The organism is Pantoea sp. Ae19-2 (assembly GCF_059801205.1).
Genome location: NZ_JBCHWE010000002.1, coordinates 132,980 through 148,594 on the forward strand (window position 1 = coordinate 132,980; position 15,615 = coordinate 148,594).

At 51.4% G+C, this 15,615-nt stretch carries 15 protein-coding genes and 1 pseudogene; 8 read left to right on the forward strand and 8 right to left on the reverse strand.

Translation table 11 applies throughout. The features are described from left to right. Positions 1-598: 598 nt before the first annotated feature. From AAIE03_RS21240 to AAIE03_RS21250, 3 genes and pseudogenes are all read left to right on the forward strand, one after another. Positions 599-1,017, forward strand: a pseudogene (locus AAIE03_RS21240) (recombinase family protein); the annotation flags it as partial. An 89-nt stretch (positions 1,018-1,106) separates the two neighbouring features. Continuing rightward, positions 1,107-3,353: a M23 family metallopeptidase gene (locus AAIE03_RS21245; protein ID WP_026021007.1), complete on the forward strand. Its 2,247-nt coding sequence runs from the start codon at positions 1,107-1,109 to the stop codon at positions 3,351-3,353. Further along, positions 3,353-4,009: a hypothetical protein gene (locus AAIE03_RS21250; protein WP_019105829.1), complete on the forward strand. Its 657-nt coding sequence runs from the start codon at positions 3,353-3,355 to the stop codon at positions 4,007-4,009. The genes AAIE03_RS21245 and AAIE03_RS21250 overlap by 1 nt, the downstream gene beginning before the upstream one ends. Before the next feature lie 195 nt (positions 4,010-4,204). Here AAIE03_RS21250 and AAIE03_RS21255 read toward each other — a convergent pair whose 3' ends face one another. From AAIE03_RS21255 to AAIE03_RS21265, 3 genes are all read right to left on the reverse strand, one after another. Further along, positions 4,205-4,996: an MBL fold metallo-hydrolase gene (locus AAIE03_RS21255; RefSeq protein WP_064352102.1), complete on the reverse strand. Its 792-nt coding sequence runs from the start codon at positions 4,994-4,996 to the stop codon at positions 4,205-4,207. Positions 4,997-5,084: 88 nt separating this feature from the next. Continuing rightward, the gene (locus tag AAIE03_RS21260) at positions 5,085-5,585 is read right to left on the reverse strand and encodes a GNAT family N-acetyltransferase (RefSeq protein ID WP_089517891.1); all 501 of its coding nucleotides are present in this window, start codon (positions 5,583-5,585) and stop codon (positions 5,085-5,087) included. Between the two features lie 39 nt (positions 5,586-5,624). After that, positions 5,625-5,858 (reverse strand): putative hemolysin, encoded by a 234-nt coding sequence (locus AAIE03_RS21265; protein WP_013027857.1) that lies wholly within the window; start codon positions 5,856-5,858, stop codon positions 5,625-5,627. Positions 5,859-5,945: 87 nt separating this feature from the next. Between AAIE03_RS21265 and AAIE03_RS21270 the strand changes: the two genes are divergently transcribed. Continuing rightward, positions 5,946-6,518 carry an NADPH-dependent FMN reductase gene (locus AAIE03_RS21270; protein WP_089517892.1) on the forward strand — a complete coding sequence of 191 codons (573 nt, stop codon included), beginning with the start codon at positions 5,946-5,948 and terminating at the stop codon, positions 6,516-6,518. 61 nt (positions 6,519-6,579) lie between these two features. On the opposite strand, the gene AAIE03_RS21275 is transcribed toward AAIE03_RS21270, so the two are convergent. The 4 genes from AAIE03_RS21275 to AAIE03_RS21290 all read right to left on the reverse strand — a co-directional run bounded on the left by AAIE03_RS21275 (position 6,580) and on the right by AAIE03_RS21290 (position 11,146). Further along, on the reverse strand, positions 6,580-7,515 hold the full coding sequence (locus tag AAIE03_RS21275; protein ID WP_013027859.1) for a flagellin N-terminal helical domain-containing protein: 936 nt from the start codon (positions 7,513-7,515) through the stop codon (positions 6,580-6,582). Between the two features lie 684 nt (positions 7,516-8,199). Then, positions 8,200-9,594 (reverse strand): flagellar filament capping protein FliD, encoded by a 1,395-nt coding sequence (fliD, locus tag AAIE03_RS21280; RefSeq protein ID WP_014333136.1) that lies wholly within the window; start codon positions 9,592-9,594, stop codon positions 8,200-8,202. 644 nt (positions 9,595-10,238) lie between these two features. Then, positions 10,239-10,706 carry an RES family NAD+ phosphorylase gene (locus AAIE03_RS21285; RefSeq protein WP_013027861.1) on the reverse strand — a complete coding sequence of 156 codons (468 nt, stop codon included), beginning with the start codon at positions 10,704-10,706 and terminating at the stop codon, positions 10,239-10,241. After that, on the reverse strand, positions 10,703-11,146 hold the full coding sequence (locus AAIE03_RS21290) for an Xre family toxin-antitoxin system antitoxin (RefSeq protein WP_014598335.1): 444 nt from the start codon (positions 11,144-11,146) through the stop codon (positions 10,703-10,705). The genes AAIE03_RS21285 and AAIE03_RS21290 overlap by 4 nt, the downstream gene beginning before the upstream one ends. Positions 11,147-11,531: 385 nt before the next feature. On the opposite strand from AAIE03_RS21290, the gene AAIE03_RS21295 reads away from it, so the two are divergent. Both AAIE03_RS21295 and AAIE03_RS21300 read left to right on the forward strand, forming a co-directional pair. Next, positions 11,532-11,756: a KTSC domain-containing protein gene (locus tag AAIE03_RS21295; RefSeq protein WP_013027863.1), complete on the forward strand. Its 225-nt coding sequence runs from the start codon at positions 11,532-11,534 to the stop codon at positions 11,754-11,756. A gap of 154 nt (positions 11,757-11,910) precedes the next feature. After that, positions 11,911-12,606: a hypothetical protein gene (locus tag AAIE03_RS21300; protein WP_498563187.1), complete on the forward strand. Its 696-nt coding sequence runs from the start codon at positions 11,911-11,913 to the stop codon at positions 12,604-12,606. A gap of 75 nt (positions 12,607-12,681) precedes the next feature. Here the strand turns inward: AAIE03_RS21300 and rutR are convergent, their stop codons facing one another. After that, a complete protein-coding gene (rutR, locus tag AAIE03_RS21305) occupies positions 12,682-13,371 on the reverse strand; it encodes an HTH-type transcriptional regulator RutR (RefSeq protein ID WP_014598333.1) in 690 nt (229 codons plus the stop codon). Between the two features lie 398 nt (positions 13,372-13,769). On the opposite strand from rutR, the gene rutA reads away from it, so the two are divergent. Together rutA and rutB are read left to right on the forward strand one after the other, a co-directional pair. Continuing rightward, positions 13,770-14,861, forward strand: coding sequence for a pyrimidine utilization protein A (rutA, locus tag AAIE03_RS21310; protein WP_013027866.1), 1,092 nt, complete (start codon positions 13,770-13,772; stop codon positions 14,859-14,861). Next, positions 14,861-15,610, forward strand: a complete 750-nt coding sequence (gene rutB, locus AAIE03_RS21315) for a pyrimidine utilization protein B (RefSeq protein ID WP_014333147.1) — start codon at positions 14,861-14,863, stop codon at positions 15,608-15,610. The genes rutA and rutB overlap by 1 nt, the downstream gene beginning before the upstream one ends. Positions 15,611-15,615: the final 5 nt, after the last annotated feature.

Sequence of the window (15,615 nt, forward strand, 5' to 3'; positions counted from 1 at the left end):
ACGACAAGACGACTTTTCGCCGCTCACCTTCATCCGCACATGAACGTCTTTCTCACTGACTCATAAACCGCCGCGACCCGCTCCCCTTCATCGCGCGGACACTAAACCCGCGCCCCATCGGGTAATCCTTCTGGGTAGCCAGGGCGACGATGCGCCTTGCTTCAGACGAACCCGACTGATGCCCGGCAGCGCAAGAACGTGCGTCCTGATAGCACCGCTCTCCCGCCTGGATTTTCAGCTAAACGCATGAAATCACATCATTTAAAGGGCTGTACCCGACTACGTCGGGCGTACGGCGCTGAGCCGCATCTCTGCACTTATCGCTGTAGTCCTGGTCAGGCTAAAGGTCTGGCTCAACGATCGCTTTGTGCCCGTAGCGGACGTGATAGCAGGGTAGGTCAGATATCTAATGTACAAGGCCCGATCGGGCAAGGCAGCGTGAGATACCCTGTGGCCAGCTACGTTGAGCCTGGCAGGTAAATCGACAGTGCGCCCCTGCGTAATGTCTTTTTTTGCAATGTCTAAAAGCAGAAAACTTACATCGTGTTACGAGATAAACCCCATCACTAAAGGTGACTGTATGTCACAGCCGAAGATGACATCAGTCGATCGTCCGGGGCTTGACCTCATGCGCATAAAGGTGGAGGAAGGCGATGCCATTCTGGTGAAGAAGCTAGATTGTCTTGGCCGTGACACTGCCGATATGATCCAGTTGATTAAAGCATTCGACGCCCGGGTCGTGACTGTCCGGTTTATCGATGACGGAATCAGCACTGATGGAGACATGGGGAAAAATGGTGGTCACTATTCTGTCAGCCCTCGTGCAGGCCGAGCGGCAGAGAATTCTGGAACGTACAAATGAAGGCAGACAGGAAGCAAAACTGAAAGGCATCCGCTTCGGCCGCAAGCGAACAATCAACCGGGAACAGGTAATGGCTCTGCGTGGGTGCCTCTGAAATAGCCCGCCGACTGAATATTGCCCGGTCCACGGTCTATAAAATATCTGGTGAGGCGTAAGTATTTCTTAATTTTCTTTGCCAGTGGACAATGCTTATTTAAATAAAATTGCGCTTTAATGGATTCTACAAATCAGACAGGGAGTCAGCATGATAATTAGCCCGCCGTTTGTCCGCCCCCGGAATGCCGGAGAGAGCGACGTATCATGGGTCAACAGAATGATGCCCGTGGATATCGACAAGGACTTCCCGCTCAACCGTCACGCGTCATGGCACGGCGGTGTGCACGTTCTCCACACTGACCGCCGCGAGGAAGGCTACGACCGTATTGAGTTTGTCCGCGCGATTGCGGATGGTGAAGTTGTTTCTTTTCGTTCTCCGTCTTCCACAGACAAACGCGATACTTTCCCGCTGAATTATGATGGCAGAACTGATGACGGGTATGTGCTGCTAAAGCATCAGACCGATATCGGTGAAAACTGCAATGTCGTGTATTACTCCCTTTACATGCATCTCATGGATCGACTAGACCCAGTAATCAGGGCAGGAGCAAAAGTCTGGCGCAAGGACCGCATCGGGCAGAGTGGTATGGTTAGCGAAACCAATGCTTTTCATTTTCAGGTGTTCTGTGACAACGAGAACATGCTAAAACTGACCGGACGCACCACGCCCGAACTCGATATCACCCGTGACGGCAGAACGGACACCCTATACGGCGATATCCATTTTTATCTGCCGCCCGGTACTCACTTTTACGCCTCAGTGCCTGACACTGCCTCACCGGACACGACCCGCCTGAACGCAGTTCATACCACCACGGAACCACTCTTCGTCAGCATGACTTTCGAAAAAGGCGACTGCACGATGCTCACACGCAGGCAGAACGCCATCACTGAGGCATGGTTCGACTCCGTGGGAGAGCCATTAGTCAACACTGATACCGTACAGGATGCTGATGATGAAATTCCGTATGAATACAACCTGTACCGGACAGCCAGACGCCTGTACCCGCAGAATCCGTCTGCCGGGTTCGAACTCCTCTGCTTCGGCCGTGTTATCAGTACTGAACATGAAACCCTGACGCCCGCTGATGCCCCGCTGTGGCGTACCGTCGGCTTTCCCGGCGGAACGGGCACGGTCAATCTGGCCTCCCCTGACATCAAAAAATTCAGCGATGCCGACTTCCCGCACTGGACGGGGTGGCGGATGGTGGAGGATGACACGGACGACAACAGTCAGTGTAATTCCCCCCTTATCGCCGGATTACAGGACAGCGGACATTTCAGCGACCTGAGCGACCGTCTGGTCTGCCATTTTCCGCTGGAGTGGAATGCTACAACCTTTGACCAGCGTTACGCTTGGCTCAGGAATGGCTCTGGCGATGTTCCGCCCATGTCAGAAGAAGACTATGAACGGCTGAAAAGTCATGCCTCAGCGCTATGCTTTGATACCGGCGAACACGGCACCGGCAGGCTGTGGCATTTCCACCCGCTGGCCTTCATAACCCATTTCCGCAGGTGTTGCTGGATCAGCAAATCAGAGCTGAAGCAGCTTGTTCCCCGGAACGCGTTAAGAACGGCCGGCCGGAATGATTACCGCTGGGAGGCCATAAATTACCGGGACGGTGCCGGCAGCGTTCCGGACAATATCCGCACGCACTTGAACAGGGCAATGCAGAAATACCTGATTACCACCCCGCACCGCATCGCCTGCTTCCTGAGAAACGGCATTCAGGAAACGGGCTGGCTGGGGTCGATGGAGGAAGGGTACCGCTATACGGAAACAGACCCGCGCACGCATCAGGTCATCCGGCACTACAACATCTGGTACTACCCGTGGTACGGGCGCGGCCTGTTACAGCTGACTAACCCTGAAAACTACTTCGATTATTTCAGCTTCAGGGGACGAGTCTGCCCTGAAAATATCAGGAACACCCTGATCAGGGAATACCGTCGTCTGTATTCACACCGGAACATTCGTTATACCGACAATCACCTGTCGGATACTGAAAACCACATTCCTGAAAATATCATCCGGTGGCGGAATAACGTCAGCAGCGACCTTCATGAGGCGGCCAGCAGCGCCGGATTTTACTGGGTGGCAAGAGGAATGGCCCCTTACGCCGATGCCGAACATCTACTGGAGCGGTGCAGCGTCACCCCCCGGCGAAGCGGGATAAAGATTTACTACCGCAGCCTGGCCTTCTGGCAGGCCAGCGCGGCCGTTAACCTGCCAGGTCAGATCGATAACGAACACTATCAGGGGCTGAATGGTTTTGATGCACGCTGCTGCGTCTACGGTAGTGCGATAGCCGTCCTCACTGAGCAGAAATTCCCGGACAGCCATAACAACCCGGTCAACGAAAAACCCGAATCAGACCAGCTAAGGAGAGGCTGATGAAAAAATTATTACTGCTGATGGCAATCCCGTTTTTTTCCTCAGGAGAAATAACCCCGGAGATTACCGCTCCAGACAAATTCAGTGCTCTGCCTTTTTACCAAAAAACATTACATCAATATGACTACCTGGCAGATACAGGCTGTGGAATTGTTTCATTAAAATTATTCTACCCACCTGAACATAATAAATATCCGCCATCAGGTCCCAGCCCGTGGCTTTGCCTGTTTTCTGTTGATGTCATCCATGACGGATACGGACCAAACAGATCGCTTGCTGAAAAAGTCTATTTTGATAAAAAAACGGAACAGTGGAAAAAGAAAAAATATAACCGGAACAGAGAAGAAACCCGGCGCTCTCTGGAGGTTTATGGCATAAAAAGCCTGAGCGAGCTGCAGCCTCTGGAGCTGTATAATATCCGGTCCGTCAATGCCCGTGGTTATGCAGTTATCGACAGCAATATTCCTCTGGAGGAAAAAAAGAAAGGGGTGAAGAAAAAGCTGTCATTCTGCCTGATGCAAAACCAGAGCTATTCTGCTTTCTGCGGTTCAAGACCAATGCTCGTCGACGGTAAAAAAGAAGTCGATTTTACTCCCTTTATGCTCAAATCCCTTGAAACGGTCGAAATGGGTTTGCCGGAAAAATCAGATCATTGACGGTCATTGACATTCGTCATAAGCCCAATTCAGAGGCATATAGCAGCTAAGATTCTCACAAGCAAAAAGGATCTAATAATGATCTTTTTGCTTACCATAATTTCTTAGCGTGAGTTTTCATTCCACTAAGCGTCAGGCCCCGTGAATCTGGTCGATAAGTTTGATGGCTGACAGCGCTGGACCTGTCCGCCGCGGTTAGCGTAAACAATCGATATATTTTTGCGCCGACTGCTTCACCACACTGCTGGCATCGGCAATAATATCGCGCCCTTCAAATGCGCTGTAAAGTTTCCTGAAATCATAGGGTTGAAGTCGATTGACGATCGCAGTGATTGTCGCGGCGGGTAAAGGAAGCATATTGGGATAACTCCACATAAAAGAGACTGCGTTTGACCCTGCGCTAACCTGCACGATATCACCAGACAGCACGATGCCATCCTCCTTTGCCCAATGCAGCACGGTTCCACCTTCAAAGTGCCCTCCCAGACGTAACAGTGTCACATCAGGCATGAGGGTTTTTGTCTCACCTTCCCATAACCGCAAATAGGGGCTATCACGCATAATCCACTCGCTGTCACTGGCGTGCAGGTAAATCGGCGCATCAAAGACCGCTGCCCAGTCTTGCATGGTGCTGTAGTAATGAGGATGAGAAACCGCAATCGCGCTGATGCCGCCCAGGGCACGAACGATGTCAATCGTGGCATCGTCAAGATCAGGAATGCAGTCCCAAAGTACGTTGCCCTGCGCGCCCTTTACAAGAAAGGCCCGCTGGCCAATAGCAAATTCAGGAACCGTTTGCAGGCTGAATAATCCCTTTTCCAGCTGAGACCATTTATTACTGTGGGCCGCATGCAACGCCTCAGGTGAAATCCACTGTTGTCCTGTTGCCGGGACATACTGACGTTCGTCCTCACAGATTTTACAGCGGTCAATGTGAACATCCTGCTGTTGATATGACGTGCCGCACGTGAGGCAAATTTTGATCATCCTGCGTTCTCCCTTAACCCTTTCAGATTAATTTTAGAGCCTGTATCAGGTGCAGGTTTCAATTTGTGCCATAGGGCGTGAAGGACAATTAATGGCTGTAGACCAAAAAATGGACGTTGCTGATGTAAAACTGCGCCACCTGGGTCATGCCAAGACGCTCGTGCGCCTGAATTGATCGACGATTATCAGCCTGGATAAACAGCACCGGGGCCTTAGTACCGTAGTGACTGCGCAGTTCATCGTACAGACGCAGCAGCAGGCCCTGACCGCGGGCCCGGGTGCTGATGCAGGCCGGGCCATAAATCCAGCACTGCTTCCCGGGCGGCCAGGCACGCAACATGGCGTTCACCACCTCCGGGCCTTGCCGGAATGATGAGGTGCTAAATAACACGCCGGCAATCCCTGCCGCACACTGCGCGACTGCCACTATGGCGCCGGGGTGATTCAGCATGCCGGCAACTTTTTCGGCGGGGAAATCGCCATTCAGCGCGCCGCCATTGCCCGCTGCGTTTTCCTGAAGCAGTGCCGTGATGCCTGCCAGATCATGCGTCGTTGCTTGCCGGACGAGATAGTTATCCGGGGTAGGCATAATGCGATACTCCCTTAAAGATGATGCCGCCGTCCGGTTTTACGGGGTATTGCGGCGGTACAATGCCCACTCATCTATGCGCTCTCCCGAAGGCAAGGTACAGTATCCCTCTTCGCCAGCCGCTGTTTTCACGCTGTCAATTTTGCCGCCGACAGCAAGGCAATGTTGGGATGCAGGATTAGCCAGCTGTGATGTCGATGTTTCACGCGGTGAGGGTGAGGACAGACAGCCAGAGAGCAGCAGAGAGAGTAAAATCGGTAAAAAGGTTCTCATATAACCTGCTTGTTGTTGAAGAGCGCATTCACATGCTATCCGGATTTATCGGGTAAATCATCATAGCCACTCAAAAGGAGAAGGATGATGTCTGACAAACCGTTAAAAATCGTCACGCTGCTGGGAAGCCTGAGGCAAGGCTCGTACAACGCCATGATCGCGCGTGCACTCCCACAGCTGGCGCCAGAGGGGATGACCATAGATGCACTGCCATCCATTCGGGATATTCCACTGTACGATGCGGATCTTCAGCAAGCAGAGGGATTCCCCGCCACGGTTGACACGCTGGCTGCACGTATTCGCGAGGCTGATGGCGTTATTATCGTCACACCCGAATATAACTACTCCGTGCCTGGCGGTTTAAAGAATGCCATTGACTGGTTATCTCGCGTACCGAATCAACCTTTGGCGGGAAAACCGGTGGCGATTCAAACCAGCTCCATGGGCGCTATTGGTGGAGCACGTTGTCAGTATCACCTGCGTCAGATTCTGGTATTTCTCGATGCCATGGTGCTGAACAAGCCGGAATTTATGGGTGGGGCGATCCAGAATAAAGTCGATGAGCAGGCCGGGAAGGTGATTGAGCAGGGCACGCTGGAACATCTGGCAAAACAGTTAGCCGCGTTCAGTGATTTTATTCGCAGGGTAAGCGAGGGGTGATTTAAGTTAATCCTCTGAGAAGAACCACGCTCTGCAAAAAGCGTGGTTCTTAAATTGTCGATTAACGAAGTAAAGACAGCATAGTCTGAGGTACCTGATTGGCCTGGGCCAGTACCGACGAGCCCGCCTGCTGCAGAATCTGCGCGCGTGACATGTTCGACACTTCCGTCGCATAGTCCGCATCCTGGATACGGCTTCGTGCTGCAGTCAGGTTAGTCACGGTGTTATTCAGGTTACTGATTGTAGACTCAAAGCGGTTCTGAGATGCACCCAGCAGGCTGCGCTGACTGTCGACGGCCTTGATGGCTTTATCGATATCCGCCAGTGGGGTGCTGCCTGATGCGGTGCCACCACTACCGCCGGTTACGGCACCCTTCAGCACGTCAAAACCAATAGCCGCAGTGCTACGGGCGGTTCCGTTAACTGTCTGGCCAGTGGTCACGCTGGTATTCTGCACGGTGCCTGACGAGGCGTTACCGGCCGCAGCAAGATCGAAGCTGTCACTGGAACTCAGAGTGATACCGATAGTCTGGCCATCCTGCGCGCCGACCTGGAAATTGTAAGTGCTGCTACCCGATCCCGTGTTGAGGACTTTCAGACCGTTGAAATCTGTCTGCTTGGTATCGCGGTCAATCTCCTGCATACGCTGGTTAACTTCAGCCTGGATTGAGTCAATATCGGATGCTGAGTTGGAGCTGTTCTGAGCCTGAACAGTCAGGTCACGGACACGCTGCAGGTTGTTGTTTATTTCATCCAGTGCACCTTCAGCCGTCTGAGACAATGAAATACCGTCATTGGCGTTACGTGCGGCAACCGTCAGGCCGTCAATATTTGATGTGAAACGGTTAGCAATCGCTTCACCGGCCGCGTCATCTTTGGCGCTGTTGATACGCAGGCCTGATGACAGGCGCTCGATCGCCGTACCCAATGATGACTGTGACTTATTCAGGTTGTTTTGAGTAATTAACGACAGAACGTTTGTGTTGATCACTGACATGGTAAATTCCTTCTTATAGAAACGTATTATTTACGCATTATTATTATCGAGCTAACCACGCCAAACTTTAATGAAAAGACGCCAGTTAAGATTAATTAGTGAATGGTTTTTTTTACAGGGCGGTGAAGTTGCAAATACAGAAAAAACTCAGAAAAAAGTTATTATAAGCACACACAAACCTCAATCAGAAGAATAACTTTTTAAAGGTTAAAAACCTTTTGTTACAGCATTTATCATCAAAAAGCACAGATGATTAAATATTTGCATTATTAGCCGCATGGTATGATGAGTCATGTTTTTTCTGTAACACAGCCTCTCATTAAGGAAATTACATTAACTCTCCCTAATTAAAAAGTAAGATATATCATTATCCGGCATTACGATGATAATAATTATTTTTTTACATTTTCCCACAAGAAAGACAGACGTCCGTAATCAAGAAAATTGCTGGCAGCGTTAAAACCAGTTTGTCATGAAAAACGACGGGAGTTCAGCCTTGGCTCTCATGCCCGGAGACATCGGTTAGCGGACGGGTAATAATGTTGAACGGGTTTCTTGTGTTTAGCTTAAGCCGAGAAGGGAAGAACGAGGAACCGGTCTGGGAAAGGATAACATCAAACGGCGGCGCGCTGATGGCAAGGTGTACCATCAGCGCGGAAGATAAAAATTTCGGTTAAACCAGAATTACATTTTTGCGAACTGTGCAGAGAGGTAATCCCCCGTCTGCGTCATTGAAGACACCAGCGTACTCAGATTGGTGAACTCCGTTTTATACTGCGCCATGACCGCGGTGATCTGATCATTAACGTTGTTATATTGATCAGACAACTGTTTTAGCGAGGTATTAATCCCTGTCGTCGCGTTTGATACCGTGCCGTTGCTGGCTAACATATCATTGAGTCTGTTGGTCACCTGCGTCGCGAACCCCGTAGTTTTGCCATCACCGGTCAGAAAACTTAAAACATCTGCAGGCTGATTGGTTAAGGCGGCATTCAGCTTGGTGCTGTCTACCGTCAGGTCACCTTTATCGTCCTGGGTAATGCCGAGTTGTGAGAGTACCTGAATGCTTCCGCTACCCTGAGGATCGGAAAACTGGCTGCGCAGGCTGGTCTGGATATTCATTAACGTATTATCCCCCAGCAGATCGCCATTATCGGTACTTGGCGCCTGGCCTTCCTGCACGGGTGTATAATTTGTCTGATCTGCAATGGTTTTTTGCAGGGAATTATAGGCATCAACGTACGTCTGAATCGCCGTCGCCATAGGCGTGGTATCCGTGGCGATAGATAAGGTTTCAGGGGAACCGCTGTTAACTTTATTCAGATTCAGTGTGACCCCTTCAGGGGCATCGGTGACGATGTTGCTGCTGCGCGTGATAGCCAAACCGTTTATCTTCAACTGAGCATCCTGAGCAGCAACCTGCTGTGTCATGCCGTTATTACTGCCGCCACTGCTGTAACTGATATACTGTGACAGCGTCGAGTCATTGGTGCTGACGGTCATCGCATTCGCGGTACCGCTATCACGTGCGGTCAGGGACAAATAGTAGGTGTTATCGTTTGCCATAATCACGCTGGCATTAACGCTACCTTGCTGCTTGTTAATTGCATCACGGATATCTGTCAGGCTGGTCTGATCCTGGTTTAAGGTCACGGTCAGCGGCGATTTCTGCCCAGACTGGCTGATGGTAATCGTACGTGATGCCATGCTGCTGTCACCGAGATCGGTACTTTCGCTGCTGGCGGACTTAGAAAGCAGAGACTGCGCGGCGGCGAGCTGATCGACCTCAACGGAATAGTTTCCGGCTGCGGCACCGCTGGCAAGCGTGGCAGTAAAGGCGGTATTTGAGCTGGTGACTTTGGTTGTGGCAATGCTCGAGGCATTTTCCAGCGCAGAGGCGGCCGTTTGCAATTTCGACATTGAACTCTGAACCACGCCCCAGGCCGTCAGCTGCGCATTATAAGACGCCTGCTGATTAGTAATCGGTGTCAGTTGCGCCTGCTCAGCTGACTGTAAATTATCATATAACGTGTTGAGGTCGAGGTTAGTACCAGCGCCGAGTGTGCTTATGCTTGCCATATTCTTGTCCTGATGAAGTGACACCAGAATTAAAAATACAATGCATTAATCAGGGGTTTTTCTGATTTTAAATGTTGTTGCAAATCGGTTTATTGTCATTACTTAACCATCAATTTTCTGTTAAGGAGGTAAAAAATTGTTAACGCAATAACAATTTGAAATTCTTCCGGGGCGGTTAATTTGGCTTTTAAATAATCTACATCGGTGCCGTCTGCAAACACATCAGCGATTAATCAGTCATTTAGCCAGCATCCTCTACCTTAAGCCAAATTCATTTTTCCTAATCATCATGGCTCAGTTATTCACTCTGCTTATCCTGTTTTAACCACGATCGACGACAAATTGATGCAAAAAACGGAAAAATACTTAATGCAAATTATGCGGTGTCCTGAAAATATCCGTCGCTAATCAATGCGTTTACAACCGGGCCAGAAAGGTGGATGACTGCTTTTTATTGCGTATTCTTCCCTGTTTCCGGTAAAAAATATTTTCGCTGCGCGTTAAGTTTACGATTGTTACATCCATTTACGGCAGCGATCGAAACGTTAACAAAGGTGCACGTTGAAGCACATATCGCAAAGCGGAGCCCAACCCGATGTCAGGGCGCAGGGCGACGTGAAGAGGTGCATATTAATGCGTCGGCTTTATACCTGTCGGGAAAAACGTGCGTCAAAAAGGAAGGGGATGTTTACCGCCTGTCTGACGATCGCACTGAATTCAGGATGCTCGGGATTGAGAAGATAATTCGATTCCACGGGCGAAAGGGCACTGGGCACGCGCAGTGCGACCGATCCCCCGCTTTGTATCCAGGCATCACCAAATAAACGCAGCGCTGCAGGCGCTTCCGGTGCGGCCCAGTCGTCAGGCAGTTGCTTGATATCAATCCATTCAATCAGCCTGTCGGGAACGTCAATGCTCATGAGGGTAAAAAAGTCCAGCACGCTGGCGCTTTGCAGATGGATAAGCGTCTCCAGCATGGTGAGGGAAGCAGTTTCAGAAGCGTAGACCATCGATACGCCGACGCTGTTCCAGCGTCCGCCGCCTTCACGGGCACCAAAACCGCTCCAGGCCGACCCCAGATAGCGCGTTTTGGTCATGCGATAGAGCTTCAAGAATACACACCGTGTTCAAGCCGGGTAATGAGTTTCAGCACTTCATAAGCACCGGTTTCTGACGCAACCAGATCGGCCGGTTTTTTATTGCCTAAGGCGCGCGCAGGCTCATTGAGCCACTGCCGTGCCTTTTCTTTATCACCCTCAAACAGCTCAACCGCACGATCCATCACGCGAATAAAACGCACCAGCCGTTCGCTCTGCTCCGCAGTAAAGCGGCTTTTAACGCCGCGGGTGAAGGTTGAGCCCGCAATGCCGGTCATACGGCGCAGTTCTGCCTGAGAGATTTGCGCCCAGGTGACAATGCGACTGGCTACCGTGCCGTCCAGACCATCATCGATTTGATCCATCAGCATCACGCCGTCAGCACTGCTCAGGCCAGCAAATTGCCATAGACGATCCGGTTCTGCAGCGGATACGGGTAAAGTGAACTGTTTCATCATCACCTCCATTTGGTTGTTCTATTATAGCCAAATGGTGATATCGTTCAATCAGTTATTGATGCACTGTCATCATAAGAAAATAAAGTCGTTTTATCATTTCTCTGGCTGCAGACAGAGAAACGAAGTTATACCGCCTTGACGGTCAGCGCCGGGGCTGACAAGAAAACGTAAAGCGTGGCTGAAAACAAAGGAAAAACGGCTACGAACGACGCATTTAGCTGGACGTCATTACAGGTACACCATGGTCAGTGTGGCTTCTACAGGCAGGGCATCATTTTTTAATATGGCAAGATTTTTACCCAAGGCAACTCTTATCGATGACTGTGTTATATTGCCGCTCTTAAACGCAGGTACTGGGCTCAACCGATAGGGACTATCCGTTATGAAACGACACGATATTAATTCTTCCTCTCTGTTCCGCAGTGCGGGATTCGACCCGACGTCAGGTGTACTGGAACTTGAATACCGCAATGGCACCTGCCGTCGCTGGCTTGCCGTGCCTGCTCATACCTATCAGGGATTCTGTGCTGCCCTCGATCAGGACGCTTTTTTCCGCGAAAGTATCGACAACCGTTTCTTCTCCATGTATCAAAAGAGTGATGCCTAGCGCGCATTGCTGAAGCCCTGAAAACATTGACCGCCGTCACCGTTTTCAGGGCATTGACGTGGCAGGGATAACCAGACACATTCGGGTCTGCCTGTTTCTGGCTGCCAGTATTATCCCTGCAGGCTGATCTTTCTGTCTGCGCAGTGAGGTAACGATGAAAAAATCGCTTATCCGCGTTTTTTTAAGTTTAGTCACCCGCATGGCTGTGGTACTCGTTGCACTGACAGGAATAACGGTTGCCGCCGAAAACATTCCCTCGTCCGCGCGCTCCGCTGAGCAACCCTGCTGTGGTCCCGTCACGCCTGCCGCTCAGGCGATCCTCACCGTGCTTGATCGGTCGGACGTTGAGCATTTATGGCTCAATCATCATCACGTCAACTGGGAAACCGGTCAGCCTGACAAGCCCGATGACTACTCAGGCCCCAGCAATCATACTCACTGCAGTGCGTTTGCGGCGGCCATGGGGGCCCGGCTGGGTGTGTATATGCTCAGGCCACCAGAGCACAGCCAGATATTGCTCGCAAGCGCGCAGACACGCTGGTTCGACAGTCAGGAAGGGCGTCAGGCGGGCTGGATTAGGGCGGCCGATGCACTACATGCACAGCAGCTTGCTAACCAGGGAATGCTGGTCGTGATTTCCTATGAAAGCCCCGATAAGCACAGGCCTGGCCATATCGTTATTGTCCGACCTTCATTAATTACGCTGGCGAGATTGCGCGCAGAGGGGCCTTACATCACCCAGGCCGGAACCCATAACCTGCTTGTCGGCAATGCAGCCACTGCGTTTGCGGGCCACCCGGGCGCCTGGCCTGACGGCGTGAAGTTTTTTGCGCACGCATTAAGGCAATGACGCCGGGAGAGATGCGAGGCCAGTTTAGCCTGTGGTGTAAGCGGCCTGGAACAGTAGCGTTCTGCCCGCCATTTTTTACGCCCGAATCTGAATCCCTTCGGTAATGATGTGCTGGACACTTTTCACCGTTTGTTCAAAAAACACAGGATCGCTGAGTGTTTTACCGGTAATCGCCTCAACCTGCACCCCAAAATCTGCGTAATGCTGAGTGGTGGCCCACAGCATAAAAATCAACTGCATAGGATCGATGGGTGCGATCAACTCATCTTTAATCCAGCCGCGAATCACGTCCGATTTATCCTCCACCAGCGTTTTCAGGCTGCCGCCCAGCTCCTGTTTCAGCAACGGTGCGCCCTGAACCATCTCCAGACAAAATAATCGTGAGGCCTGGGGATGGTCACGGGAGACGCAAAGCTTCAGACGAATATATTCCCGTATTGCTTCCAGAGGATGCTGATCGGACTGCAGTGCTTTAAGCGGTGCCAGCCAGATATCCAGCAGCCCTTTGAGCACCGCAATGTATAAATCTTCTTTCGAGGGAAAGTAATAGAACAGATTGGTTTTCGAGACATCCGCGCGTTCAGCAACCTGCTCAAGACGGGTGCCGTGAAAGCCATACAGTGAGAAGAATTCCAGTGCAGCGGCCATGATAGCGCCACGTTTGGCAGCAACCGCTCGCGAACGTCGCGTCACAGATTTCGATGGCGTTTTCGCGGCGAGGTTTTCTCCGGCGTCAGATCCCGGGTTTTCGGACAATGGCTTCACAACATTTCCCTGATACACACAACAAGGCCAAAAGCATAACAAATAGGCATTAAGGCGACTATCGTCATACGCGTTATTTATAAACACAACCTGATAACAACCCAGCACAACCAATATTTAACAAAACTGCACCATTTGCGCTCAACTCTGCCTGATTAACGTGCAGTTATTTTTGAGTAAATGGTCTGTTTTAGACCATTTACTCCATTATAAATCTACACAATCCCATAACATTCTGTTTTAAATGGCTTTTTAAAAACTGGCATCCGCTTTGCAAATGTCCTTACGTCAGGAGATTTCAGCACGGTGCAACAGGAACCCGCAGGACGCACTTAAGCCGCGCAGAGATTTTCGCAAGCCCTTGTTGTCGTCCCAATTATTTTCAATCGAGGTGAGCTATGAAAATCGGTGTCTTTATTCCTATCGGTAACAACGGTTGGCTAATTTCAGAAACTGCGCCGCAGTACAAGCCAACCTTCGAACTGAATAAAACCATTGTGCAGAAAGCAGAGCACTACCATTTCGACTTCGCGCTCTCGATGATCAAACTGCGCGGCTTCGGCGGTAAAACGGAATTCTGGGAACACAACATGGAGTCATTCACGTTGATGGCCGGTCTGGCCGCCGTAACGTCCCGCATTCAGCTCTACGCCACCGCCGCCACCCTGGTCATGCCACCGGCAATCGTTGCGCGCATGGCTGCCACAATTGACTCCATCTCCAACGGCCGGTTCGGCGTGAACGTGGTAACCGGCTGGCAGAAACCGGAATACGAACAAATGGGCATGTGGCCTGGCGATGACTATTTTACCCGCCGCTACGATTACCTGACCGAATATGTCAGCGTACTGCGCGATCTGTGGGGAACAGGGCACTGCACGCTTGACGGCGAATTTTTCAAAATGGATGACTGTCGCGTCAGTCCACGCCCGCAAAGCGAAATGAAAGTCATCTGCGCCGGACAAAGTGACGCCGGCATGGCGTTTTCCGCCAAACACGCCGATTTTAACTTCTGCTTTGGCAAAGGCGTCAACACGCCAACCGCTTTTGCACCTACCGCAGCCCGCATGAAAACAGCGGCTGACGCTGAAAACCGTGACGTGTCCTCTTACGTGTTGTTCATGGTGATTGCCGATGAAACCGACGAGGCCGCGCGCGCCAAATGGGAGCTGTACAAAGCCGGTGCTGATGCGGAAGCCCTGTCATGGCTCACCGACCAGAGCAGTAAAGATACCCGCTCCGGCAGCGATACCAATGTTCGCCAGATGGCCGATCCCACGTCAGCGGTCAACATCAACATGGGGACGCTGGTCGGCTCCTGGGCCAGCGTCGCCAGAATGCTTGATGAGATCGATACGGTTCCCGGTGCGGGCGGCGTATTGCTGACCTTTGACGATTTCGTCGAAGGCATTGAAAACTTTGGTCGCTACATCCAGCCATTAATGAAAACGCGCCAGCACATCGGCATTGAGCAGAAAGAGGTCGCATGATGAACATTGTTGAAAATCAAACCGTGGTTCGCCGCGCGCCCGATAATGCTGGCGAGGAAAGGGTGCTGGCCGCGCGTCCTGAAGCCATTGGTTTCACCCCGCAGCAGACGGCGCTTATTGTGGTGGATATGCAAAACGCTTACGCCTCGCAGGGCGGTTATCTTGATCTGGCAGGCTTTGACGTGTCTGCCACCGCGCCGGTCATTGCCAATATCAAAGTGGCGATTGCCGCTGCTCGCGCGGCAGGCATAAAAGTGATTTTTTTCCAGAACGGCTGGGACAATCAGTATGTCGAAGCCGGGGGCGCGGGCTCGCCCAACTTCCATAAATCCAATGCGCTGAAAACAATGCGCAAACGTCCCGAGCTGATGGGCAAACTGCTGGCGAAAGGGGACTGGGATTACGATCTGGTCGATGAACTGCAACCCCAGCCGGGCGATATTGTGCTGCCAAAACCACGCTACAGCGGCTTCTTTAATACCCAGTTGGATAGCCTGCTGCGCAGCTACGGCATTCATCATCTGGTTTTCACCGGCATCGCCACCAACGTGTGCGTCGAATCCACCCTGCGTGACGGCTTCTTTCTGGAATATTTTGGCGTCGTACTGGAAGACGCGACACACCAGGCGGGCCCCGAGTTTGCGCAAAAAGCCGCGATTTATAACATCGAAACGTTTTTTGGTTGGGTCTCCAGCGTAAGCCACTTCTGCGACGCGGTGGGTTACAAAACTGAACAAAACGCGGCCTGACCGCT